This window comes from Pseudomonas sp. 18-147 (assembly GCF_051048045.1).
Classification (GTDB): domain Bacteria; phylum Pseudomonadota; class Gammaproteobacteria; order Pseudomonadales; family Pseudomonadaceae; genus Pseudomonas; species Pseudomonas aeruginosa.
The window spans coordinates 6,277,584-6,301,658 of sequence record NZ_CP182296.1 but is presented as its reverse complement, the minus strand read 5'-3'; the positions used below and the strand labels follow the sequence as shown (position 1 = coordinate 6,301,658).

22 protein-coding genes are annotated in these 24,075 nt (G+C 66.8%); 11 read left to right on the top strand and 11 right to left on the bottom strand.

Annotation, left to right across the window (positions count from 1 at the left end; genetic code table 11):
* Nucleotides 1-64: 64 nt before the first annotated feature.
* Nucleotides 65-1,135: an AraC family transcriptional regulator SphR gene (sphR, locus tag ACM0M4_RS29710; RefSeq protein ID WP_003114360.1), complete on the top strand. Its 1,071-nt coding sequence runs from the start codon at nt 65-67 to the stop codon at nt 1,133-1,135.
* Between the two features lie 44 nt (nt 1,136-1,179).
* Here sphR and argB read toward each other — a convergent pair whose 3' ends face one another.
* The 4 genes from argB to coaBC are packed head-to-tail and all read right to left on the bottom strand — an operon-like array spanning nt 1,180 to nt 6,416.
* Nucleotides 1,180-2,085 carry an acetylglutamate kinase gene (gene argB, locus ACM0M4_RS29705; protein WP_003096572.1) on the bottom strand — a complete coding sequence of 302 codons (906 nt, stop codon included), beginning with the start codon at nt 2,083-2,085 and terminating at the stop codon, nt 1,180-1,182.
* A 16-nt stretch (nt 2,086-2,101) separates the two neighbouring features.
* Complete coding sequence (locus tag ACM0M4_RS29700; protein WP_010793641.1) at nt 2,102-4,708, bottom strand: phosphomannomutase/phosphoglucomutase; 2,607 nt, start codon at nt 4,706-4,708, stop codon at nt 2,102-2,104.
* 36 nt (nt 4,709-4,744) lie between these two features.
* Nucleotides 4,745-5,200: a dUTP diphosphatase gene (gene dut / locus ACM0M4_RS29695; RefSeq protein ID WP_003098293.1), complete on the bottom strand. Its 456-nt coding sequence runs from the start codon at nt 5,198-5,200 to the stop codon at nt 4,745-4,747.
* A 7-nt stretch (nt 5,201-5,207) separates the two neighbouring features.
* Nucleotides 5,208-6,416: a bifunctional phosphopantothenoylcysteine decarboxylase/phosphopantothenate--cysteine ligase CoaBC gene (coaBC, locus tag ACM0M4_RS29690; protein ID WP_003098292.1), complete on the bottom strand. Its 1,209-nt coding sequence runs from the start codon at nt 6,414-6,416 to the stop codon at nt 5,208-5,210.
* Nucleotides 6,417-6,555: 139 nt separating this feature from the next.
* Between coaBC and radC the strand changes: the two genes are divergently transcribed.
* Nucleotides 6,556-7,230: a RadC family protein gene (gene radC, locus ACM0M4_RS29685; RefSeq protein WP_003096559.1), complete on the top strand. Its 675-nt coding sequence runs from the start codon at nt 6,556-6,558 to the stop codon at nt 7,228-7,230.
* 16 nt (nt 7,231-7,246) lie between these two features.
* Here the strand turns inward: radC and ACM0M4_RS29680 are convergent, their stop codons facing one another.
* Together ACM0M4_RS29680 and ACM0M4_RS29675 are read right to left on the bottom strand one after the other, a co-directional pair.
* Nucleotides 7,247-7,795, bottom strand: coding sequence for a hypothetical protein (locus ACM0M4_RS29680; protein ID WP_003098290.1), 549 nt, complete (start codon nt 7,793-7,795; stop codon nt 7,247-7,249).
* 25 nt (nt 7,796-7,820) lie between these two features.
* Complete coding sequence (locus tag ACM0M4_RS29675; protein ID WP_003098288.1) at nt 7,821-9,401, bottom strand: ABC transporter substrate-binding protein; 1,581 nt, start codon at nt 9,399-9,401, stop codon at nt 7,821-7,823.
* Between the two features lie 354 nt (nt 9,402-9,755).
* Between ACM0M4_RS29675 and rpmB the strand changes: the two genes are divergently transcribed.
* Complete coding sequence (rpmB, locus tag ACM0M4_RS29670) at nt 9,756-9,992, top strand: 50S ribosomal protein L28 (protein WP_003096556.1); 237 nt, start codon at nt 9,756-9,758, stop codon at nt 9,990-9,992.
* Nucleotides 9,993-10,003: 11 nt separating this feature from the next.
* Nucleotides 10,004-10,159 carry a 50S ribosomal protein L33 gene (gene rpmG, locus ACM0M4_RS29665; protein WP_003096555.1) on the top strand — a complete coding sequence of 52 codons (156 nt, stop codon included), beginning with the start codon at nt 10,004-10,006 and terminating at the stop codon, nt 10,157-10,159.
* A gap of 133 nt (nt 10,160-10,292) precedes the next feature.
* Here rpmG and ACM0M4_RS29660 read toward each other — a convergent pair whose 3' ends face one another.
* Together ACM0M4_RS29660 and ACM0M4_RS29655 are read right to left on the bottom strand one after the other, a co-directional pair.
* On the bottom strand, nt 10,293-10,655 hold the full coding sequence (locus ACM0M4_RS29660) for a cupin domain-containing protein (protein ID WP_003096551.1): 363 nt from the start codon (nt 10,653-10,655) through the stop codon (nt 10,293-10,295).
* Nucleotides 10,656-10,721: 66 nt separating this feature from the next.
* On the bottom strand, nt 10,722-12,056 hold the full coding sequence (locus tag ACM0M4_RS29655) for an aspartate aminotransferase family protein (protein ID WP_004352308.1): 1,335 nt from the start codon (nt 12,054-12,056) through the stop codon (nt 10,722-10,724).
* Nucleotides 12,057-12,285: 229 nt separating this feature from the next.
* Here ACM0M4_RS29655 and ACM0M4_RS29650 point away from each other — a divergent pair, with 229 nt between their 5' ends.
* Complete coding sequence (locus tag ACM0M4_RS29650; RefSeq protein ID WP_003098285.1) at nt 12,286-13,779, top strand: aldehyde dehydrogenase; 1,494 nt, start codon at nt 12,286-12,288, stop codon at nt 13,777-13,779.
* Nucleotides 13,780-13,925: 146 nt separating this feature from the next.
* Entirely contained in the window at nt 13,926-15,089 is a 1,164-nt protein-coding gene (locus ACM0M4_RS29645; RefSeq protein WP_054375765.1) for an MFS transporter, read from the top strand.
* A gap of 3 nt (nt 15,090-15,092) precedes the next feature.
* Here ACM0M4_RS29645 and ACM0M4_RS29640 read toward each other — a convergent pair whose 3' ends face one another.
* From ACM0M4_RS29640 to dadR, 3 genes are all read right to left on the bottom strand, one after another.
* Nucleotides 15,093-16,682, bottom strand: a complete 1,590-nt coding sequence (locus tag ACM0M4_RS29640) for a phospholipase D family protein (protein ID WP_054375764.1) — start codon at nt 16,680-16,682, stop codon at nt 15,093-15,095.
* An 85-nt stretch (nt 16,683-16,767) separates the two neighbouring features.
* Entirely contained in the window at nt 16,768-18,087 is a 1,320-nt protein-coding gene (locus ACM0M4_RS29635; RefSeq protein ID WP_003098280.1) for an NAD(P)/FAD-dependent oxidoreductase, read from the bottom strand.
* A gap of 178 nt (nt 18,088-18,265) precedes the next feature.
* Nucleotides 18,266-18,754 (bottom strand): transcriptional regulator DadR, encoded by a 489-nt coding sequence (gene dadR, locus ACM0M4_RS29630; RefSeq protein WP_003096535.1) that lies wholly within the window; start codon nt 18,752-18,754, stop codon nt 18,266-18,268.
* A gap of 153 nt (nt 18,755-18,907) precedes the next feature.
* On the opposite strand from dadR, the gene ACM0M4_RS29625 reads away from it, so the two are divergent.
* The 5 genes from ACM0M4_RS29625 to ACM0M4_RS29605 all read left to right on the top strand — a co-directional run bounded on the left by ACM0M4_RS29625 (nt 18,908) and on the right by ACM0M4_RS29605 (nt 24,027).
* Nucleotides 18,908-21,475, top strand: coding sequence for a YdbH domain-containing protein (locus tag ACM0M4_RS29625; RefSeq protein ID WP_004352312.1), 2,568 nt, complete (start codon nt 18,908-18,910; stop codon nt 21,473-21,475).
* A gap of 20 nt (nt 21,476-21,495) precedes the next feature.
* On the top strand, nt 21,496-21,687 hold the full coding sequence (locus ACM0M4_RS29620) for a YnbE family lipoprotein (protein WP_003096523.1): 192 nt from the start codon (nt 21,496-21,498) through the stop codon (nt 21,685-21,687).
* A gap of 12 nt (nt 21,688-21,699) precedes the next feature.
* Nucleotides 21,700-22,044 carry a YdbL family protein gene (locus tag ACM0M4_RS29615; protein WP_003098276.1) on the top strand — a complete coding sequence of 115 codons (345 nt, stop codon included), beginning with the start codon at nt 21,700-21,702 and terminating at the stop codon, nt 22,042-22,044.
* A 356-nt stretch (nt 22,045-22,400) separates the two neighbouring features.
* Entirely contained in the window at nt 22,401-23,699 is a 1,299-nt protein-coding gene (dadA, locus tag ACM0M4_RS29610; protein WP_003098274.1) for a D-amino acid dehydrogenase, read from the top strand.
* Nucleotides 23,674-24,027, top strand: coding sequence for a RidA family protein (locus ACM0M4_RS29605; protein ID WP_003098273.1), 354 nt, complete (start codon nt 23,674-23,676; stop codon nt 24,025-24,027). Before dadA ends, ACM0M4_RS29605 begins: the two co-directional genes overlap by 26 nt.
* Nucleotides 24,028-24,075 lie beyond the last annotated feature (48 nt).

Genomic DNA, 24,075 nt, shown 5'->3' with positions numbered 1-24,075 from the left:
CATCCCATGTCGCGATCCACCGCCAGAACAAGAACGAAGCCGAGACCGGCTCAGGATTTCGCCCATGCACAACAATGCCGCCGATGCGCGCTACGAACTCGCCCAGGTATCCACCTTCCTGCTGCAGACGCTGGCCGAGGTGGTCGAAGGCCATGGCGTCGATCCCGCGCGGCTGTGCCGGGGCCTGGGCTTCACCGTCGAAGACCTGCAGGACCCTACCCAGCGCATCTCCTACCGCCAGGCCGTGAGCATGATCCAGCGTGCCCTCCAGGCCCTGCCGGAGCGGGGGCTGGGGCTGTGGGTCGGACACCAGAACGTGCTCGGCACCCTTGGCCTTCTGGGCCATGTGCTGTCGTTGTGCCGGACCCTGCGCGACGCGTTCGACATCGGCGTGCGCTACCAGCACAGCTCGGGCGGTATCGTCACCTCCAGCGTCTACCAGCAGGGCGACACCTTCTTCGTCGAGGTCGAATGCCACCTGCCCAGCAGCGAGGTGCAGGTGTTCGCCATCGAGGAGTTCTTCGCCAGCCTGCTGGTGTATGGGCGTGCCCTGGTCAGCCCGGCGTTCGAACCGCTGGGCATCGAACTCATCCATGCCGCTCCGCCCTACGCGGGCGAGTACCTGCGCCTGCTGGGCCCCCAGGTACGCTTCGGCTGCCTGCACAACCGCATGGCGATCGCCAGCCACTGGCTGGACATGCGCCTGCCCAACCACAACCTGCCGGCGTTGCGCCAGGCGCTGGCCCTGCTGGAGCAGGAAAGCACCCAGGTGCACCGGAAACTCGACCTGGTCCAGGCGGTGGAACGGGCCATCGCCCGCGACCTCAGCCTGGGCAGCCAGATCGAAAGGATTTCCGCCGAACTGAACATGAGCAGCCGCACCCTGCGGCGCCGGCTGGCCGAACACGGGCTGACCTTCGAGGCGTTGCTGGAACAGGTGCGACGAGGGCGGGCGATGAGCCTGCTGGGCAACCCCGGGATGTCCATCGAACGCATCACCGAGGAAGTGGGATACCGTGACATCCGCAGTTTCAGGCGCGCGTTCAAGCGCTGGACGGGAGTGAGCCCGGCGACCTTCCGTAGCGAGGGCACGAGCCCGTTGGACCAGGTCTTCACGCTGGCCGCGCGACGCTAATGGAGGAACCGCCATGGCGCGCCGGAGCGCGCCGTGGCGGGCGATCAGTGACGCTTGCGGTTGCTGATCAGGGTGCCGACGCCGCTGTCGGTGAAGATTTCCAGCAGCACGGCATTCGGCACCCGGCCATCGATGATGTGCGCGCTGGTCACGCCGCCCTGCACCGCTTCCAGGGCGCAGCGGATCTTCGGCAGCATGCCGCCGTAGATGGTGCCGTCGGCGATCAGCTCGTTGACCTGTTCGGTGGACAGCCCGGTCAGCACCTGGCCCTGCTTGTCCATCAGGCCGGCGATGTTGGTCAGCAGCATCAGTTTCTCGGCCTTCAGCGCTTCCGCCACCTTGCCGGCCACCAGGTCGGCATTGATGTTGTAGGACTCGCCGTTGCTGCCCACGCCGATCGGCGCGATCACCGGAATGAAGTCGCCCTTGACCAGCATGTTCAGCAGCCCGACGTTGACCCCGGTGACTTCGCCCACGTGGCCGATGTCGATGATCTCCGGCTTGGTCATCTCCGGGGTCTGGCGGGTCACGGTGAGCTTCTTCGCGCGGATCAGCTCGGCGTCCTTGCCGGTCAGGCCGATGGCGCTGCCGCCGTGGCGGTTGATCAGGTTGACGATGTCCTTGTTCACCTGGCCGCCGAGGACCATCTCCACCACGTCCATGGTCGCCGCGTCGGTGACGCGCATGCCGTCGATGAAGTGGCTCTCGATCGACAGGCGCTTGAGCAGGTCTCCGATCTGCGGGCCGCCGCCATGCACCACCACCGGGTTGATGCCGACCGCTTTCATCAGCACCACGTCGCGGGCGAAGCCGGCCTTCAGCTCCTCGCTCTCCATGGCGTTGCCGCCGTACTTGATCACCAGCGTCTTGCCGACGAAGCGGCGAATGTAGGGCAGGGCCTCGGAAAGGACCTTGGCAACCTGGGCGGCGTCATCGCGACTCAGGGTCATGGGGAGCTCCGACATGTCAGAAGGGCACGGGCAGCGAGGAATCCACTGCCTTCAGTTGGTTACGGAAGACGGTCTTGATGCGCTCCAGCTCTTCCTCGGTGTCCGCTTCGAAGCGCAGGACCAGCACGGGAGTGGTGTTGGAGGCGCGTACCAGGCCCCAGCCTTTGGGGTAGTCGACCCGCACGCCGTCGAGGGTGGTGATGTTGCCTTCGCCCCATTGGGCGTCGCGTTGCAGCGCCTCGATGATGGCGAACTTGCTGTCCTCGGTGACGGTGATGTTGATTTCCGGGGTGGAAATGTCGCTCGGGAAGGCCGAGAACACGTGCTCGCTGTCACGCTGATCCTGGCTGAGGATTTCCAGCAGGCGGGCGGCGCTGTAGATGCCATCGTCGAAGCCGAACCAGCGCTCCTTGAAGAACACGTGGCCGCTCATCTCGCCAGCCAGCAGGGCGCCGGTTTCCTTCATCTTCTTCTTGATCAGCGAGTGGCCGGTCTTCCACATCACCGGACGGCCGCCGTAGCCGCTGATCAGGGCGATCAGACGGCGGGTGCACTTGACGTCGAAGATGATGTCGGCCCCCGGGTTGCGCGAGACCACGTCCTTGGCGAACAGCATCAGCAGACGGTCCGGATAGATGATGGTACCGGTATTGGTGACCACGCCGACGCGATCGCCGTCGCCGTCGAAGGCCAGGCCCAGGTCGGCGTTCTCGGCCTTGACCTTGGCGATCAGGTCCTTCAGGTTCTCCGGCTTGCCCGGGTCCGGATGGTGGTTCGGGAAGTTGCCGTCGACCTCGCAGTACAGCGGGATCACGCTGCAGCCCAGGGCCTCGATCAACTGCGGGGCGATCACCCCGGCCACGCCGTTGCCGCAGTCGACCACCACCTTCATCGGCTTGGCCATGGCGATGTCGTCGCGGATCTGCTTGAAGTAGCGCGGCAGGATGTCGACCTGCTCTACGCTGCCGACGCCGGATGCCAGGTCGTTTTTCTCGATGCGCTCGCGCAGGGCCTGGATCTGCTCGTTGGCCAGGGTCTCGCCGGCGACCACGATCTTGAAGCCGTTGTAGTCCGGCGGGTTGTGGCTGCCGGTCAGCATCACCCCGGACTTGCCCTCGAGCACGTTGGCCGCGTAGTACAGCACCGGGGTAGGCACCATGCCCACGTCGCTGACCTGGCAACCGCAGTCCACCAGGCCCTGGATCAGCTGCTTGACCAGCTCGGGACCGGACAGGCGGCCATCGCGGCCGACAGCGACGCACGGTTCGCCGCGGGCGAGGCTTTCCGAGCCGATGGCGCGACCGATCCAGTAGGCGGTCTCGGCGGTGAGGGTATCGCCTACCACGCCACGGATGTCGTAGGCGCGGAAGATGCTGGCGGGCAGCGTCGGTGCTTTTGCAGTGCTCATGATGGGGGTTTGCTCCAATCCCAGGAGGTCCTGGTCTTCATCGAGAATGTCGATATCCAGAATGTCGGTGTTCTGGAACAACGGATCTGCCAATGCCGGCTCCTCGCGAGGAGGCGCTTTCGCCACCGCCACCGGCGCCACCGGCGCTGCCTTGGCAGGGCTGGGCACGCTGGTCGGCTCCGGCTTGCGCCGCGGCTGGCGGGCCAATGCCTGGATCAGCGGGGCGAAGCCCGGCAGGCTAGGCACAGGGGGTTTGGCAGTGCGTTGCCCGCCGAGTTCCTGAAGATACTGACCGAGGGTCAGGACATCCTGATGCAGGCGGCGCAACAGCGACGAACGGGTGAGGTAGGTGCCGAGGATGCCGCCGAGCAGCGCCAGCAGCGCCGCGAGTGCCAGCAGCAGCGGCGAGGCCTGGGTCGAAGCGACGCTGCCGGGCGTGTAGTTCAGTTTCCAGTTCGGATTGCCGCTGTCCAGCGCTTGCGCACCCTTGCCCGGCGCCGGCGTACCGCGTTGCAGCAGCACCTGGGCCGGTGCGCCGGAGAACTGCTGGACCAGTTGTACCTGGCCGGCATCGCCCGGCAAGGGCGGCAGGGCGCGCAGCAGCCGTTGCAGGTCGACCGCCAGCAGCAGCGTGCCTTGCAGGCTCTGGTCGGCGCCGCGCACCGGCGCGGCGCTGTACAGCAGCCAGCGCTGGCCGACCTTGTAGGCTTCGGCGGCGACGTTCTGGCCACTTTCCACCCGGTGCAGGATATCCAGGGCGGCGAAGCTGACCGGGCCGGGGCTGTCGTTGTCCTGGGCGGCCTGGCCGGGCGCGTTCAGGTGGGCATCGACCACGCCGTCCCAGGCCAGCAGGCTGCGCTGGGCGGCCTCGATGCGGGTGGCGTCGCCGCTTTGCAGGGCTTCGAGGGCGAGGGGGCTGGCCGCGGCGGCGCGGGTGTCGGCGGCGAGTTGCTGCAAGGCCTGGCGCAAGGCGCCGGCCTGGCCTTCGGCCCAGGCCGCGTCCAACTGGCGCTGCTGCGCCTCACCGGCGCCGCCGAAGACGCCGAACCAGAGCAGGGCGCCGGCAGCCGCCACGCCCAGCAGGCTGGCGCCTATGCCGGGCAGCAGGTCCTTGCCGTCAGCGCCTTCGGACGCTGCCTTGCGCGGCTTCTTTTCCGGTTCGAGCAGGTCGCCCAACTCGTTCCCATCCTTGGCGGTGCGCTGGAAAAGCTTCATGCCGCGTCTCCTCGGCGTCTCGTCCTGTGTTCGGGGTCAGTGGCTGCCGGAATGGCCGAAGCCGCCGGCGCCGCGCTGGCTTTCGTCGAACGCCTCGACCAGCTCGAAATGCGCCTGCACCACCGGCACCAGTACCAACTGCGCGATGCGCTCGCCGACGGCGATGGTGAACGGCGACTCGCCGCGGTTCCAGCAGGACACCATCAGCTCGCCCTGGTAGTCCGAGTCGATCAGGCCGACCAGGTTGCCCAGCACGATGCCGTGCTTGTGGCCCAGGCCGGAGCGCGGCAGGACCAGGGCGGCGAGGCCGGGATCGGCGATGTAGATGGACAGGCCGGTGGGAATCAGCAGGGTCTGGCCCGGGCCGAGGACGCTGTCTTCCTTGAGCATGGCGCGCAGGTCCAGGCCGGCCGAGCCTGGCGTGGCGTACTGCGGGAGCGGGAAGTCGGAGCCCAGGCGGGGGTCGAGGATCTTGGCTTGGAGAGAGTGCATCAGTAACTCATTGCTGGTTGAGGCGGTCGGCGATGAAGGCGATCAGCTGGCGAGCGATCTTGCCCTTGCTGGTCTGGGCGAAGGTGCTCGGATGCAGGTCGCGGTCGATCACCGTGATCGCGTTCTCGTCGCTGTTGAAGCCGATCGAGGGGTTGGCCACGTCGTTGGCGACGATCAGGTCGAGGTTCTTGTCCTTCAGCTTGCGTGCAGCATAGTCCAGCAGGTTTTCGGTTTCTGCGGCGAAGCCCACGCTGAAGGGACGATCCTCGCGCTGTGCGAGGGTGGCGAGAATGTCGGGATTGCGCACCAGCTGCAAGAGCAAGCCCTCGCCGCTGGTAGGGTCTTTCTTCAGTTTGTGCGCGGCGACCACTTCCGGGCGGTAGTCGGCGACCGCCGCGGAGGCGATCAGCAGGTCGCAGGGCATCGCCGCCTCGCAGGCGGCCAGCATGTCGCGGGCGCTGACCACGTCGACGCGCTGCACCCGGTCGGGCGTGGGCAGGTGCACCGGGCCGGTGACCAGGGTCACCCGTGCGCCGGCTTCCACCGCCGCCTCGGCGAGGGCGAAGCCCATCTTTCCGGAACTGTGGTTGGTGATGTAGCGCACCGGGTCGATGTTTTCCTGGGTCGGGCCGGCGGTGATCAGCACATGCACGCCGGTCAGCGCCTGGCGCTGGAAGCAGTCGGCGGCGCGCTGCGCCAGTTCCTCGGCTTCGAGCATGCGTCCGAGGCCGACGTCGCCGCAGGCCTGGCTGCCCGCTGCCGGACCGAACAGGTGGAAGCCGCGCTGGCGCAGCAGCTCGGCGTTGGCCTGGGTCGCGGTGTCGCGCCACATGGCCTGGTTCATCGCCGGTGCCAGGGCGATTTGCGCGTCGGTGGCCAGCACCAGGGTGGTCAGCAGGTCGTTGGCCACGCCCTGGACCAGGCGCGCCATGAGGTCGGCGGTAGCCGGTGCGATCAGCACCAGATCGGCCCAGCGGGCCAGTTCGATGTGGCCCATCGCGGCTTCCGCCGCCGGGTCCAGCAGATCGGTATGCACCGGATGGCCGGACAACGCCTGGAGGGTCAGGGGCGTGATGAACTCGCGGCCGCCCTGGGTCATCACCACTCGGACTTCAGCGCCCTGGTCGCGCAGGCGGCGGACCAGTTCGGCGCTCTTGTAGGCGGCAATGCCGCCGCCCACGCCGAGGACGATGCGTTTCCGATAGAGCCGCTGCATAGGCTTGCCTTAATAAGGAAATGGATGACATGCGCTTCGGCAAACGCGCCTCCCCAGATCGTCTGCCGCGCAAAAAGGATGGGCTAAGATAGCACAGCGTCCGCACGGGAACAGCGGGCGGGCTCGATGGGGAAAGCGAATGAGCATCCGCGATTGGCCCGAAGCCGAACGGCCTCGGGAGAAGCTTCTGGAGCAGGGCGCGGCGGCCCTTTCCGATGCCGAGCTGTTGGCGATCTTCCTGCGTACGGGAGTGACCGGTTGTAGTGCGGTCGAGCTGTCGCGGCGGCTGTTGAGCGAGTTCGGCGGGCTGCGTGCCCTGCTCGAGGCGGACCTCGCCTCGTTCTGCGGCCATCTCGGGCTCGGCGTGGCCAAGTATGCGCAATTGCAGGCCGTGCTGGAGATGGGCCGGCGCCACCTGGCCGAGCGCCTGCGTCGCGATTCGATACTGGAGAGCCCGCAGGCGGTGCGCGACTATCTCAAGGCGCGCCTGCGCCACGAGCAGCACGAGGTGTTCGCCTGCCTGTTCCTCGACACGAGGCACCGGGTCCTGGCGTTCGAGGTGCTGTTCCAGGGCAGCATCGATGGCGCCAGCGTCTACCCGCGCCAGGTGGTCAAGCGCACCCTGGCGCACAACGCGGCGGCGCTGATCCTGACCCATAACCACCCCTCCGGCGACGCCCGTCCGAGTCTCGCCGACCGCCAGCTCACTGCGCGCCTCAAGGAAGCCTTGGCGCTCATCGACGTGCGGGTGCTCGACCACTTCATCATCGGCGACGGCGAGCCGCTGTCGCTGGCCGAATACGGTTGGCTGTGAGCGTTCGACGAAGGGCTCAGCCCAGGCGCCGCTCGATGCCCGCCAGCAGGCGCCGGCGGATCAGCCCGCTGACCGGGCGGATCGCCAACCAGTAGGGGGTGAAGCGCAGGCGGCTGGCGCGATCGGGGCAGAACACCCGGGTTTCCGTGTGCAGCAGGGTACCGCTGGCGCTGGGCGTGCAACGGAAACACAGCACGAGCTTGGCCACTCCGGGCTGGTCGTAGCAGCGGAAATGCTCGCCGTCCGCGATGCGTTCCAGGGCGAAGTCGGCGCGCCAGAAGCGGCCGACCAGGCCGTAGGCGATGGCCTGGTCGGCGCGGCGCTCCAGGCGGGTGAACTCATGCAGGCCGAAGCGTGGGCGGCCGGCCAGGTCGTTGCGCCGGCCCAGCAGGCCGGCCAGCCTTCCCGGCGCTTCGCGCAGGACGAGGAAGGCGCGCACCAGCGGGTCGTCGAAGCGCAGCAGGTCTTCCACCGCGTCGAGTACCGCTGCGGCCGGCGCGTCGATCAGCCGCTGGTGGTGTTCGCTGAACTGCCAATGCGGCAGGTAGAGACGGTCGAGATCCATCGCTGGGTTCTCCCGGGCGTGGCCTTCAGCGTTTCACGGCGACCCGAGAGAAATCCTGGCGACCGAACGGATTGACCTGGTAGCCCTGCACCTCCTGGCGGGTAAGGGCGAAGGCGGTCGGGTGGGCCAGGGGCAGCCAGAGCGCCTGTTCGTGGATCAGTTTCTGCGCCTGGTGGTACAGGCCGGTGCGTTGTTCCTGGCTGCTGGCGGCCTTGCCGTCGGCAATCAGCTTGTCCAGGCCGGGGTCGCAATAGCGCGCGAAGTTGAGCCCCGACTTGACGCTGGCGCAGCTGAATTGCGGAGTGAGGAAGTTGTCCGGATCGCCGTTGTCGCCTGCCCAACCCATGAACAGCAGGTCGTGTTCGCCGTTCTTGGCGCGACGGATCAACTCGCCCCATTCGATGACGCGGATGTTGGCCTTGATCCCGGCCTCCGCCAGGTCGGCCTGGAGCAGTTGGGCGCCGAGGCTCGGGTTGGGGTTGAGCAGGCTGCCGGACGGGCGGGTCCAGATGTTCAGCTCGGGAAGCTGCTTGCCGGCCAGCAGCTTGCGCGCCTGTTCGGGAGCGTGCGGGTAGGCGGGAATATCCCTGGCATAGCTCCAGGTGTTCGGCGGATAGATGCCGGTGGCGGCACTGGCGCTGCCTTCGAATACCGCCTGCAGGTAGCTGGTGCGGTCGAAGGCCAGGTTGATCGCCTGGCGCACCTTGGGATCGTCCAGCGGCGGATGCTGGGTATTGAGGGCGACGAAGGCGGTCATGAAGGCCGGCGTCTGCTCGACCTTCAGGCTGGCGTCCTTGCGCGCGCTCTCCACGTCCAGCGGCTTCGGCGACAGGGCGATCTGGCATTCGCCGCGGCGCAACTTCTGCAGGCGCACGTTGGCGTCCGGGGTGATGGCGAAGATCAGCGCGTCGACCGCCGGCTTGCCGGCGAAGTACTCGGGGTTGGCGGCGTAGCGCACCACCGCGTCCTTCTGGAAGCGCTTGAACACGAACGGGCCGCTGCCGATCGGCTCGGCGTTGAGCTTTTCCGGGGTTCCGGCCTTCATCAACTGGTCGGCGTATTCCGCCGAATAGATGGAGGCGAAGCCCATGCTCAGCATCGGCAGGAAGGTCGCGTCGGGGTGGTCGAGAACGAACAGCACCTGGTGGTCGCCGCTTTTCTCCACCCGCTTGATCAGCTCCGGCAGTTGCATCGACTGGGCGTGCGGGAAGCCGTTCTGCGCCACCTTGTGCCAGGGATTGGCCGGATCGAGCATGCGCTGGAAGCTGAACACCACGTCGTCGGCGTCGAGCGTACGGCTCGGCTTGAAGTAGGCGGTGCTGTGGAAGTGCACACCCTGGCGCAGGTCGAAGCGATAGCTCAGGCCGTCGTCGGACACCGACCAGCGCTCGGCCAGCGAGGGCACCACCGTCCCCTTGCCGGCGTCGAACTCGACCAGGCGATTCATCAGCACATCGGCCGAGGCGTTGGTGGTGGTCAGCGAGTTGTACTGGACCACGTCGAAGCCCTCGGGGCTGGCTTCGGTGCACACGCTCAAGGCGGCAGCGGCGGCGGGCTGGGCGAGCAGCAGGGGGGCGAGGAACAGGGAGAAAGCGGCGAGGCGCATGACGGGCTCCATTCGAACGGTTAACATGCCCATCCGCAGCGGTTGGGCGCAGTCATGCAAGGCCGTTGGCGACCTTGAATCGCTACCCTAGACCATGCGGCGGGCAGCGACAACGAGGCAAGGCGACGAACGGCCGCGGTGCGAAGCCCGCAGTGAGGCGGGCCGCGGCTGCGCCATGGTCTTCACCCTTGCGGCGCGGGGCGCCTTTCTGATATAAAGCTGCGCTCTTTTCTGGGGCCACGCTCTCCTTCGTCGGGATGCAGCGGGTAAGACCCCGGTGAAACTGAGTATCGAACTTGAGTTAAAGCAGCCAACCCATGCCGGGTTGGGCATGAGGTTATAGAGGGCTGAGGCATGTCTAGAGTCTGTCAAGTAACCGGTAAGGGTCCGGTTACCGGGAATAACATTTCCCACGCACACAACAAAACCCGCCGCCGTTTCCTGCCGAACCTGCAGCACCACCGTTTCTGGGTCGAGTCCGAGAAGCGCTTCGTACGTCTGCGCGTTTCCGCCAAGGGCATGCGTATCATCGACAAGCGTGGCATCGAGGCCGTCCTGGCTGACCTGCGTGCCCGCGGCGAAAAATTCTAAGGAGCTGAATCATGCGTGAATTGATTCGTCTGGTGTCCAGCGCCGGTACCGGCCACTTCTACACCACCGACAAGAACAAGCGTACCAAGCCTGAGAAGATCGAGATCAAGAAGTACGATCCGGTTGTTCGTCAGCACGTGATCTACAAGGAAGCCAAGATCAAGTAATTGATCCGGCACCTTGCGAAAAGCCCGCCCCTGGCGGGCTTTTTCATTTCCGGCGTACGAACCCCGGGCCGCGCACAAAAAAGCCCGCCAGGTGGCGGGCAAGGGTAACAAGCATTCTGGATGAAGCCGGGGCTCAGGCCTTGGCTTCGAAGATCACATACACCTTGCGACAGGCTTCGAGCACTTCCCAGGTGCCCTGGAAGCCGGCAGGGATCACGAAGCGGTCGCCGGCGCGCACGGTCTTGGCGTTGCCGTGCCGGTCGCGCAGCACCGAGACGCCCTGGATGATCTCGCAGTACTCGTGTTCGGTGTAGTTCACCGTCCACTGGCCCACGGCGCCTTCCCAGATACCGGCGTTGAACTGCCCGCAGGGGCTGCCGTAGTGGTTGCGCACGCTCTGTTTCGGGTCGCCCTTGAGGATTTTCTCCGGCGCCGGGCTGTAGTGCTCCGGGGCGCTGTTGGCCTGGGCGAAGTCGACGATCTGTTCGATGTTCATGCTGACTCTCGGTTCTTGTGGTTCTGGCCAGTTGGGGGGCAGGGCGGCGCCAGCCGCCCGCCTGGATCAGACGCTGGCGCGGATGGCCTGGGCCAGGCGCTCGACGATCTGGTCGATGTGGGGCTTGTCGATGATCAGCGGCGGCGACATGGCGATGATGTCGCCGGTCACCCGGACCATCAGGTCGTGCTCCCAGAAGCAGCGCTCGAAGACGTCGTAGCCGCGCTTGCCGGGGCCGTCCGCGTGCGGCGCCAGTTGCACGCCGCCGACCAGGCCTACGGCGCGGATGTCGACCACGTTGGGCAGGTCGCGCAGGCTGAACAGCGCGTCCTGCCAGTAGCCTTCCAGTTCGACGGCCCGCTGGAACAGGTCGTCGCGACGGTAGATGTCCAGGGTCGCCAGGGCGGCGGCGCAGGCTACCGGATGGCCGGAATAGGTATAGCCGTGGAAGAACTCGATGGCGCCCTGCGGGCCTTGCATGAAGGCAGCGTGGATCTTCTCGTCGACGAATACGGCGCCCATCGGGATGCTGCCGTTGGTCAGCCCCTTGGCGCAGGTCAGCAGGTCCGGGACGACGCCCCAGCGCTGCGCGGCGAAGGCTTCGCCGACGCGGCCGAAACCGGTGATCACTTCGTCGAAGATCAGCAGGATGCCATGCTTGCGGGTTATCTCGCGCAGCCGCTGAAGGTAGCCCTTGGGCGGCAGCACCACGCCGGCCGAGCCGGACATCGGCTCGACGATCACCGCGGCGATATTCTCGGCGCCGTGCAGGGTCACCAGGCGTTCCAGCTCCTCGGCCTTTTCCACGCCATGCTCGGGCAGGCCGACGGTGAAGGCGTTGCGGGCGACGTCCAGGGTGTGCGGCAGGTGGTCGACCCCCGGCAGCAGGTTGGCGGAGAAGGCCTTGCGGTTGTTGACCATACCGCCTACCGACAGGCCGCCGAAGCCGACCCCGTGGTAGCCCAGTTCGCGGCCGATCAGGCGGGTGCGGGTGCCCTGGCCGATGGCGCGCTGGTAGGCAAGGGCGATCTTCAGCGCGGTGTCCGCCGATTCCGAGCCGGAGTTGGTGAAGAACACTTTGTTCAGGCTCGGCGGGGCGATTTCCGCCAGCCGCGCGGCGAGTTCGAACGGCAGCGGGTGACCCATCTGGAACGGCGGGGCGTAGTCGAGGGTGGCGATCTGCCGGGCCACCGCTTCGCTGATCTCGCGCCGGCCGTGGCCGGCATTGCAGCACCAGAGGCCGGCGGTGCCGTCGAGGATGCGGCGCCCGCCCTGGGCGATATAGTGGATGCCTTCGGCGCTTTCCAGCAGGCGCGGCCGCGCCTTGAACTGGCGGTTGGCGGTGAAGGGCATCCAGAAGTTGTCGAGGCTGCTCGACTGCGGCTCGTTATTCATTGTCATAGGGCCACCCAGGTTGCACGCGAGGGATGAAGACGCTAGTCCGGGCGAGTCTATGTTTAAAATAATGAACGTGACAAGGGAGTTAGAGGGGTTCCTGTCAAATATATTGAAAACAGGCGCTGCTCTGGTTTAGGGTGGCGGACACCACGGGCCGCGCGCCCGCCTTGCAGAATCTGACAGCGCGCCTGTCTCCCAGGCGCCCAGAACACCAATAAGAGGACACGTTGTCATGACCACCCTGACCCGCGCCGACTGGGAAGCCCGCGCCAAAGACCTGAAGATCGAAGGCCGTGCCTTCGTCAACGGCGAATACAGTAACGCCGCCTCCGGCGAGACCTTCGACTGCCTGAGCCCGGTGGATGGCCGCTTCCTGGCCAAGGTCGCCAGTTGCGACCTGGCCGATGCCGAGCAGGCGGTCAAGGTCGCCCGCAATGCCTTCGATTCCGGCGCCTGGTCGCGCCTGGCGCCGGCCAAGCGCAAGCAGACGATGATCCGCTTCGCCGATCTGCTGCTGGAGAACGCCGAGGAGCTGGCCCTGCTGGAAACCCTGGACATGGGCAAGCCGATCAGCGACTCGCTGCACATCGACGTCGCCAGCGCCGCCAACAGCCTGCGCTGGAGCGCCGAGGCGATCGACAAGATCTATGACGAAGTCGCCGCCACTCCCCATGCCGAGCTGGGCCTGGTGACCCGCGAGCCGGTCGGCGTGGTCGCCGCCATCGTGCCGTGGAACTTCCCGCTGCTGATGTCCTGCTGGAAACTCGGTCCGGCCCTGGCCACCGGCAACTCGGTGATCCTCAAGCCCTCCGAGAAGTCGCCGCTGACCGCCATCCGCATCGCCCAGCTGGCCGTCGAGGCCGGCATTCCGAAAGGCGTGTTCAACGTGCTGCCGGGCTATGGCCACACGGTAGGCAAGGCGCTGGCATTGCACATGGATGTCGACACCCTGGTGTTCACCGGTTCGACCAAGATCGCCAAGCAACTGATGGTCTATGCCGGCGAGTCGAACATGAAGCGCGTCTGGCTGGAGGCCGGCGGCAAGAGCCCGAACATCGTCTTCGCCGACGCCCCGGACCTGAAGGCCGCCGCCGAAGCCGCTGCCGGCGCCATCGCCTTCAACCAGGGCGAAGTCTGCACCGCCGGTTCGCGCCTGCTGGTGGAGCGCTCCATCAAGGACAAGTTCCTGCCCCTGGTGATCGAGGCCCTCAAGGGCTGGAAACCGGGCAACCCGCTGGATCCGGAAACCAACGTCGGCGCGCTGGTGGACACCCAGCAGATGAACACCGTGCTGTCCTACATCGAGGCCGGTCACAACGACGGCGCCAAGCTGGTCGCCGGCGGCAAGCGGACCCTGGAAGAAACCGGCGGCACCTACGTCGAGCCGACCATCTTCGACGGCGTGACCAATGCGATGAAGATCGCCCGCGAGGAAATCTTCGGCCCGGTGCTCTCGGTGATCGAGTTCGAGGATGCCGAGGAAGCCGTGCGCATCGCCAACGACACGCCCTATGGGCTGGCGGCGGCGGTCTGGACCAGCAACCTGTCCAAGGCGCACCTGACTGCCAAGGCCCTGCGCGCCGGCAGCGTCTGGGTCAACCAGTACGACGGCGGCGACATGACCGCTCCGTTCGGCGGCTTCAAGCAGTCGGGCAACGGTCGCGACAAGTCGCTGCACGCCTTCGACAAGTACACCGAGCTGAAGGCGACCTGGATCAAGCTCTGATCGCCTAGGTCGGCCCTTCCGGGCCGGCTCTCTCGAGCCACACCCGCGGCCGGGTTTCCTTCTGGAAGCCCGGCCGCTGTGCTTCGTGCGCCGGATATATCCGCTCGCCCCGGCAAGGCTTCCGGGGTGCCAACGGGAGAATCGCAATGCGTTGGGGAAGCTATTTCGCCGTCTGTTCCGCAGTCATCAGCATCGGCCTCGCCCTTGGCCTGACCATGCCGCTGGTCTCGTTGCGCCTGGAGAGCTGGGGCTACGGCAGTTTCGCCATCGGCGTGATGGCCAGCACGCCGGCAGTGGGCGTGCTGCTCGGCGCGATGATCGCCGGGCGCCTCGCCGCGCGCGTCGGCACGCCGCGGCTGATGCAGTTGTGCCTGCTCACCGGGGCAGCCTCCGTCGGCCTGCTGGCGCTGCTGCAGAGCTACCCGGTATGGCTGTTGCTGCGCCTGCTGATCGGCGTGCAGCTCACCGTGGTGTTCATCCTCGGGGAAAGCTGGATCAACCAGTTGGCGGTGGAGAAGTGGCGTGGCCGGCTGGTCGCGCTGTACGGCACCGGCTACGCCCTCAGCCAACTGTCCGGGCCGGTACTGCTGACCTTCATCGGTACCGCCGACGACCGTGGCTTCTGGTTCGGCGTCTGCCTGCTGATTGCTGGCTCGTTGCTGCTGCTGGGCCGCAGCGGTGCGCCCAGGGTCGATCCGCACAGTGCCTCCGGGCGCGGTTTGTGGGCCTTCTGCCGGGGTCTGCCGGCGATCGCCTGGGCGGTGGTATTGTTCGCTGCCTTCGAGGCGATGATCCTCACCCTGCTGCCGGTATACGGGTTGCGCCAGGGCTTTCCGCAAGCGGTGGCGCTGGCCATGGTCAGTACCGTGGTGGTGGGCGATGCATTGTTGCAGCTGCCGATCGGCTGGCTCGCCGACCGGGTCTCGCGCAGCGGCCTGTTCGGCGGCTGCGGCCTGGTGCTGCTGCTGAGCAGCCTGGCGATTCCCCTGCTGCTGCAGACGTCGTTGATCTGGCCGCTGCTGGTGCTGTTCGGGGCCAGCGCCGGCGGGTTGTTCACCCTGGCGCTGATCCTGATCGGCGAGCGCTACCGAGACGATGCCCTGGTCCGGGCCAATGCCCATGTCGCGCAGCTATGGGGCATCGGCTGCCTGCTCGGCCCGCTGGCCACCGGCGCCGCCAGCCAGTGGATCAGCGGTCACGCCCTGCCGTTGATGATGGCGCTCGGCGCGGCGGGCTTCGTGGTGCTGGTGCGGCTGCGCGGGGCGATTCCGGCGGGCGACGAGGCGACCGGCCTGGAAGCCTCCGAGTGACCCTCAGAGCATCTTTTCCAGTCCGATCATTCCCGCGACCCAGGCGTTCAGGCGTCGCCACAGGCTGCCCGGCTCGTGGCGCAGGACCTGGGGCCGGCCGTCGCGTTCGTCGATCCAGACCAGCTTCGGCCGGCTACCGCTGCGGTCGATGCGCACCTGGTAGCTGACGCTCGGCGCCATGCCCTCCAGCGCCAGTTGGCGGACCTGCTCGGCCAGCAGCGGACTGTCGACGATGACCCCGACTTCGGTGTTCCACAGGATCGAGCGCGGATCGAAGTTGAACGAACCGATGAATACCTTGCGCCGGTCGAAGACCATCGCCTTGCTGTGCAGGCTGGCGCTGCTCGATCCGTGCAGGCGCCAGGGCGCGCCGCTCAGCGGCTGGTCGGGATTGGCGCGCAGCTCGTAGAGCTTAACGCCATGCTCAAGCAGCGCCATCCGATAGGGCGCGTAGCCGGCATGCACGGCGGGCACGTCGGTGGCTTCCAGGGAGTTGGTCAGCAGGCGCACGCGGACGCCGCTGTCGGCCTTGCCGGTGAGGTAGTTGAGACCGTCCTTGGCCGGAACGAAATACGCCGAGACCAGGATCAGTTCCTTCTGCACGCCCTTGAACAGGCCCGCCAGGTGCGGACTGAGCAATAGGTGCGGGTCGGGCTCGCCGCGGCTCAATACCTTCAGCGGCGCATCCCAGATCGCCTCGGCGCGGGCCCAGGTGAGATTCTCCAGCCAGTTGCCCAGGCGTGGCTGGTCGCCGCGGTCGAACAGGTGGCGGATGTAGCCGGACTCTTTCACCGACTCCTTGCGCAGGTAGCGCTGCAACTTGCGTCGGGCCGACTCCAGTTCGCCGGGATAGGGCGCGCGCCAGAGGAAATCCTCGATCGGCCGGCTGATGGCGCTGTTCCAGTACTGGTCGAAGCTGTGCGAGAGCTGGTTGGCGATGGGGCCGACGCCGAGCAGGTCGAGGTCGGTGAAGTTCATCTCCGGCTTGGCGTTGAAATACTCGTCGCCGAGGTTGCGTCCGCCGACGATGGCCGCCGTGCCGTCGGCCAGCCACAGCTTGTTGTGCATGCGCCGGTGTTGCTGGGACAGGTTGAACAGGCGGCCGACGCCTCGCGTGATGCCGGTGGCGCGGCCCAGGTGCAACGGGTTGAACAGGCGCACCTGGATGTTCGGTTGGGCGGAGAGCACACCGATCTCGTAGTCCCAGCCATCGCTGGCGGTGTCGTCGATGAGGATGCGTACCCGCACGCCACGGTCGGCTGCCTTGAGCAACTCGTAGGCGAGGGCGCGCGTGGTCAGTCCGTCGTGGACGATGTAGTACTGGATGTCGAGGCTGCGCTGGGCTGCGCGAATCAGCGCCGCGCGGGCGACGAAGGCATCCTCGCTGGCGCCCAGGAGGTGGAAGCCGGACTGGCCGGGGTGGTCGCGTCCCTGGATTTCGGCCTGCCTGGCCAGCCAGGTACCCTCGGCGGGCAGTGCCGACGACGGTTGCGGCGGAGGAGTGCTGGCGCAGCCGGAGAGGGCCAGGAGGGCCAGCAGGAGGAATCGGCGAAGCAAGGATATCTCCCGTGGAAACTCGAACGACCGGCTCATCCCGGTCGTGCGAATTCTAGGAGTTTTCCTCGGAAGAGCGATGCCCCGCCTGATTTTTTCAGAATCCACCGAGCCTCGGATGGGCTCAGCTACCGAGTTTTTCCTTCAGCCGGTACCAGGCCATGCCCAGCGCCAGCAGTGGCGAGCGCAGCAACTTGCCGCCGGGGAAGGTGATGTGCGGCACCTTGGCGAACAGGTCGAAGCCGTCGCTCTGCTGGCCGCCGATGGCTTCGGCGAGCAACTGCCCGGCGAGGTGCGTGGCGTTCACCCCGTGTCCGGAATAGGCCTGGGCGAAGTACACGTTGGGCTGCCCCGGCAGGCGGCCGATCTGTGGCAGGCGATTGGCGCCGATGCCGATCATGCCGCCCCATTGGTAGTCGATGCGGACGTTCGCCAGTTGCGGGAATACCTCCAGCATCTTCGGCCGCATGTAGGCGGCGATGTCGCTGGGGTCGCGGCCGGAATAATGGCAGGCGCCACCGAACAGCAGGCGGTTGTCGGCGGAGAGCCGGTAGTAGTCGAGGGCCACGCGCTGGTCGCACACCGCCATGTTCTGCGGCAGCAGTTGGCGGGCCAGTTTCTCGTCCAGCGGTTCGGTGGCGATCACGTAGCTGCCGGCCGGCAGTACCTTGCCGCCGAGCAGCGGGTTGAGGTCGTTCATGTAGGCGTTGCAGCCCAGCACCAGGGTCTTCGCCCGCACTTTGCCGGTGGCGGTATGCACCTGGACTTCCGTGCCGTAGTCGATCCGCGTCACCGGCGAGCGCTCGAACAGGCGGACGCCCAGCGACTGGGCAGCGGCGGCTTCGCCGAGGACCAGGTTGAGCGGGTGCAGGTGGCCAGAGCCCATGTCCACCAGGCCGCCGACGTAGCGATCGGAGCCGACCACGCTGCGCATCTCCGCGGCCGGCACCAGGCGCATCTCGTGGCGATAGCCGAGGGCCTGGAGTTCCTCCATGTCCTCGCGGAAGCCCTGGTAGTCGCCGGGCTTGTTCGCCAGGTCGCAGTAGCCCCAGCGCAGATCGCAGTCGATGGCGTACTGCTCGACCCGGCGACGGACGATCTCCACCGCCTCCAGGCCCATCAGCTTGAGTGCCTTCACGCCGTCGGCGCCGATCACCGGGAGGAACTGCTCGACGTCATGGCCGACGCCGCGGATCAACTGGCCGCCATTGCGTCCACTGGCGCCCCAGCCGATCCGGTGCGCTTCCAGCAGGACCACGGAGAAGCCGCGCTGGGCCAGTTCCAACGCCGTGTTCACTCCCGAGAAGCCGCCGCCGACGACGCACACGTCGGCCTGTTCTTCGCCGGCCAGGGGAGGGCACTCGATGCGTCGGTTGAGCGTGGCGGCGTAGTAGGAGGGGGCGTGTTGGGCGGTATGCACCGGCTGGTGAACGCGGGCGTTCATGTGTGAAATCCTGATTATTATGTGTGGAAAATTTGACGGAGCATAAACGTCAGTCGAGGCGCTCGCCAAGGGCGAAAAAGGAAAAAAACTGCGAGGTGTTGCGGGGATCGTGTACAGAAAAGACGGTGTTTCCCGTCTATGCCGGGAGTCCTGGCGGACTCCCGGAAAGTGCCTTGGGTCAATCCGGAACCGGTAGGTCGAGCGATTCCTTGACCTCTTCCATGACGATATAGCTCTTCGACTCGCGTACGTGCGGCAGTTTCAGCAGGATGTCGCCGAGCAGCTTGCGGTAGGACGCCATTTCCGAGATGCGAGCCTTCACCAGGTAGTCGAAGTGGCCGGACACCAGGTGGCATTCCAGCACATGGGGCAGCTTGAGCACCGCCCGGCGAAACTCTTCGAAGGTATCGCCGGACTTGTAGTCCAGGCTGATCTCGACGAACACCAGCAGGCTGGCCTTCAGATGCTGCGGATTGAGCCGGGCGTGATAGCCCATGATCAGGCCTTCGCGCTCCAGGCGGCGCACGCGTTCGGTGCAGGGTGTGGTCGAGAGGCCGACGCGTTCGCCCAGCTCGGTGAAGGAAATGCGACCTTCCTCCTGCAGGATGCGGAGGATGTTGCGGTCGATCTTGTCCAGCTCGCGCTTGCTCTGATGCTGGGTACGCATGGATGGAGGCTCCCCGTCTGGCTCGGAAAATCCGGAAATTTTCCGCCAATATAACGTCGAAAGCAGGGAAAAACACTGGCCAGGGAAAACGCCTTGATCTTGCACGAGGGCCCCGCCACCCTTGGCCGGGTCGGCAACGGACAGAGGTAGGACATGCGTTTGCGCAGAAGGACGACGTTGCTGCTGGTATTTGCAGTGCTGTTGCTGCTGGCGTTCGGCTACGGCTGGCATGCCTGGCGCAGCCTGTTGCGCGAGCAGGGTGTCGAGCGCCTGGAGTGGCAAGGCCTGGGCCTGTCCGCCGAAGGCATCGGGCTGCGACGGCTGGCGCTGGAGCGGCGCGGCGCGGATGGCGCCAGCCTGCGACTGGACGTGGAACACGCGCTGCTGCGCTGGCCCGGGCTGTCGGGTTGGCGTCCGCGTCTACCCGGCCTGCGCGTGGAGCAAGTGGCGCTCGCCTGGCAACCGGCTGCCGCGAGTTCCGACGACGACTCCGCTGCGCTGGACTGGACGTCCCTGCGCGAGACCCTCGCCTGGCTGCCGGAACAGATCCACCTCGAACGCTTCCATCTCGACCTGCCTTGTCCCGCCGGCCGCTGCGAGCAGGACGGCGGGCTGGACATCGGCCGCCCGTCGGGAGCGCTGTTTCCGCTGGCTGCGCAACTGCGCCTGCAACAGGAGGCGCAGCAGGCCCAGCTCGACGCCCAGCTCTTCGAGGAGCCTACCGGTTGGCGCCTGCGGACGCGCGCGCAACTCGACCGGCAGGCGCTGCTGACGCTGGACAGCCAGCTCGCGCCGTCCGATGGCGACGGCCTCTGGCAGGGGCGCCTGGAGGCGCCCGGCCTGCCGGACACCCGTGGCCTGGTGGTCTGGCTCAATCGCTGGTTGCCGGAAGCCCAGCGCCTGCCCGACGCACCGCAAGCCCTGCATCTGCAAGCGGACTGGACGATCCGCCTGGCGCCTGGCAGCGACTGGCTGGAGCCGCGCCGGGTGCTCGACGGCGGTGGCTCGGCGGCGCTGCTGGTGCAGGCTCCGCAAGCCTGGCCGCTGCCCGGTCTGGGTAATGTACAGGGCGAACTGCAAGTCCAACTGGATGGAGACGAGGGCGCCTGGTTGCCACGCCAGCTGCGCAGCGACTTGCGCCTGAGCCAGTTGCACGGCGAGTGGTTGCAGGCGCTGCCGGCCGAGTTGCGGCCGAGCGCGCTGGGCTTGCGCAGCGAGCCGCTGGAGCGCGATGCCGATAGCGTCACCGCGTTGCGCCTGGCGTTCACCAGCGAGGGCGCGAGTACGCTGAAGCTGGAGACGCGGCTCGACCTGCTGGGCATCTCGCCGTGGGCCGCCAGGCTGGTGGAGGGTCGCTTGCAGGTGGACGCGCCGCGCCTGCAATACCTGGGCTGGAAAGCCGAGCGACTGGTCGCGGAGATTCCCCTGGAGGGCCGGCTGGACGGGCAGCGCGCCAACCTCTCCTTCGGCAGGGGCGCGCGGTTGCAGGCGGCGTCCCTGGCCGAGCCGTCGACGCTGCACCTTGGCCAGCCCCGCCTCGACCTCGCCGGGGCCGCTCTCGAACTGGCCTACCAGCCGCTGGCGCTGCATTTCGCCGGGCCGCTGCAGGCGCAGGTCGGACAACTCCGCCAGGCCAACCTCAAACCGTTGGCCTGGACCTTCGAGGGGCCGCTCGACACCACCCTCGAGCGCACCAGCCTGAAGGGACGGCTGAGCAACGGCGCGGGGTTGGCGGCGGACATCCAGCTGCAGCGCGACGCGAAGACGCCCCTGGCGCTCTCCGCCAGGCTGGCCGAGGTGTTCTTCCGTACCGGCAATCCGCTGGCCGCGACCCTCGCCGACTGGCCGGGGCTGCTCGAACTGGGCAATGGGCGAGCGACCGCCGCGGCCGGCTGGAAGCTCGATGCGGCGGGCGCCTCGTCCCTCGACCTGGACCTGACTCTGAAAGGCCTCGACGGTATCTACGACCGCAGCGAGCTGAAGGGGCTGGGCGGCAGCCTGGCCTTGCGCCTGCGTGGCGGTCAGTTGAGCCTGGACAGCCCCGGCCTGAGCCTGGCCGAGGCCAATCCCGGCCTGCCGCTGGGGCCGGTGAGTTTCCGCGGGCGCTATGAGGCCCCGCTTTCCGCGCCGGGCAGCGGCCGTTTGAGCTGGCAGACGTTGCAGAGCGGCCTGTTCGGCGGGCAGGCCTCGGTCCCCGCGGGGAGCATCCGCCTGGGTCAGGCTGAGCAGAAGTTCGCCTTGCGTATCCAGGGCATACAACTCGGCGAGATTTTCCGGGTCTATCCGGCGGAGGGCCTGGCCGGCGAAGGCGCCCTGGACGGCGAGCTGCCGCTGATGCTGAACCGCTGGAAGCCCAGCGTCTCCGGCGGCCAGGTCAAGGCCCGCGAGCCCGGCTACCTGCGCTTCCGCTCGGCGAAGATCGAGGCGCTGGGGCGCAGCAACCCGGGGATGAAGCTGGTCGCCGATGCCCTCGACGATTTCCACTACGACGTCCTGCAAAGCAGCGTCGATTATCATGAGAACGGCAAGCTGTTGCTCGGCCTGCGCTTGCAGGGCAGCAACCCGGACCTGGAGAAGGGGCGCCCGGTCAACCTCAACGTCAATCTGGAGGAGGATATCCCGGCACTGCTGACCAGCCTGCAACTGAGCGACCGGGTCAGCGAAACCATTCGCCAACGTGTGCAGGAGCGCATGCAGAAACGCAAGGCTTCGGCGCCATGAGCCATACAGGAGAACCCCCGATGCGCCTCTGCGCTCTATTCGCTGTCCTGCTGCTGGGCAGCCTGACGATGGCCTGCACGCCCACCGTGCAGCTGGCGGCTCCCAGCGAGCCGATCAACATCAATCTCAACGTGAAAATCGAGCACGAGATCTACATCAAGGTCGACAAGGCTCTGGACGGCATCATCAACGAGAACAGCGGCCTGTTCTAAAGGAGCGGATCCATGACAACCCGTAGCAAACTCGGTATCGCCCTGCTGGCCCTCGGCATCAGCCTTTCCGCCATGGCGATGGACCTCGGCCAGGCCATGTCGGCCCTTGGCGGCGCCAAGGCCCAGGGCCTGGTCGGCGAGCAGGCGGACGGCTACCTTGGCGTGGTCAGCAACAGCGGCCAGGCGGCGGACATCGCCGCGCAGATCAATGCCGCGCGGCGTGCCGAATACCAGAAGGTGGCCAACAGCAGCGGCGCTTCGCTGGCCGACGTGGAGGCCATGGCCGGCAAGAAGGCGATGGAGAGAACCCCTGCCGGGCAGTACGTCCAGGTCGGCGGCAAGTGGGTGAAGAAATAGCGCGAAGGCTCCGCGAGCGCTCTGGGACGCTGCTCCGGTCGCAAGGGCCGGGCAGTGTCCGCGGAATTTTTCCTGTCGCGAGCGGTTCCTTCAGGGACTCCTGCCGTTTTCCATGGCTTCTGCGACAGGCTTTCCCGAAAAAGCGACTCCCGGCCTGAGTTCGATCATTTAAATATGCGGTATTTTTCCAGTTTTATGGTGGATGCGCCTCGGTAAAACCCCTAATTGTCCGGTTTTTTACCTGAGTAACCGTCTAAAATTGGTGATTATTTCTGCCTGCCTCTTCCTATACTGCGCGCATCTACACGCTCAAAATAACAAACGTCCGCGGTTCCTCCGCGACGTGGGAGGCGACAATGCGAGTTCTGGTCCTTGGCAGCGGTGTCATCGGTACCGCCAGTGCGTATTACCTGGCCCGTGCCGGGTTCGAGGTGGTGGTGGTCGACCGTCAGGACGGTCCCGCGCTGGAAACCAGCTTCGCCAACGCCGGCCAGGTGTCTCCCGGCTACGCTTCGCCCTGGGCAGCCCCGGGCATTCCCCTGAAGGCCATGAAGTGGCTGCTGGAAAAGCACGCGCCGCTGGCCATCAAGCTCACCTCCGATCCCAGCCAGTACGCCTGGATGCTGCAGATGCTGCGCAACTGCACCGCCGAGCGCTACGCCGTGAACAAGGAGCGCATGGTCCGCCTGTCCGAGTACAGCCGCGATTGCCTCGACGAACTGCGCGCCGAGACCGGCATCGCCTACGAGGGCCGCACCCTCGGCACCACCCAACTGTTCCGCACCCAGGCGCAGCTGGACGCCGCCGGCAAGGACATCGCCGTGCTCGAGCGCTCCGGCGTGCCCTACGAGGTTCTCGACCGCGATGGCATCGCCCGCGTAGAGCCGGCCTTGGCCAAGGTCGCCGACAAGCTGGTCGGCGCTTTGCGCCTGCCCAACGACCAGACCGGCGACTGCCAGCTGTTCACCACCCGCCTGGCGGAAATGGCCAAGGGCCTGGGCGTGGAGTTCCGCTTCGGCCAGAACATCGAGCGCCTGGACTTCGCCGGCGACCGCATCAACGGCGTGCTGGTCAACGGCGAATTGCTCACCGCCGACCACTACGTGCTGGCCCTGGGCAGCTACTCGCCGCAACTGCTCAAGCCGCTGGGTATCAAGGCTCCGGTCTATCCGCTGAAGGGTTATTCGCTGACCGTGCCGATCACCAACCCGGAGATGGCGCCGACCTCGACCATCCTCGACGAGACCTACAAGGTGGCGATCACCCGCTTCGACCAGCGCATCCGCGTCGGCGGCATGGCGGAAATCGCCGGCTTCGACCTGTCGCTGAACCCGCGCCGCCGCGAGACCCTGGAAATGATCACCACCGACCTCTATCCCGAGGGCGGCGATATCAGCCAGGCGACCTTCTGGACCGGCCTGCGCCCGGCGACCCCGGATGGCACCCCGATCGTCGGCGCCACCCGCTACCGCAACCTGTTCCTCAATACCGGCCACGGCACCCTGGGTTGGACCATGGCCTGCGGGTCGGGTCGCTACCTGGCCGACCTGATGGCGAAGAAGCGCCCGCAGATCAGTACCGAAGGCCTGGATATTTCCCGCTACAGCAATTCCCCGGAGAACGCCAAGAATGCCCATCCAGCGCCAGCACACTAACGAGCGTATGAGCCAGATCGTCGTCCACAACGGCACCGTCTACCTGGCGGGCCAGGTGGGCGAGGACATGTCCGCGGGCGTCGAGCAGCAGACCCGCGAGACCCTGGCGGCCATCGAGCGTCTGCTGGAAGAGGCCGGCACCGACAAGACTCGGATCCTCTCGGTGACCATCTACCTGAAGGACATCGACGCCGACTTCGAAGGCATGAACCGCGTCTGGGACCAGTGGCTGCCGCGCGGCGTCGCGCCGGCGCGCGCCACCGTCGAAGCCAAGCTCTGCGAGCCGGAGATCCTGGTAGAGATGTCGGTGGTCGCTGCGCTGCCCTGAGTTTTGTCTGGCCCGGCCGGAGAGCCGGGCTTTTTTTCGCCTGATGAA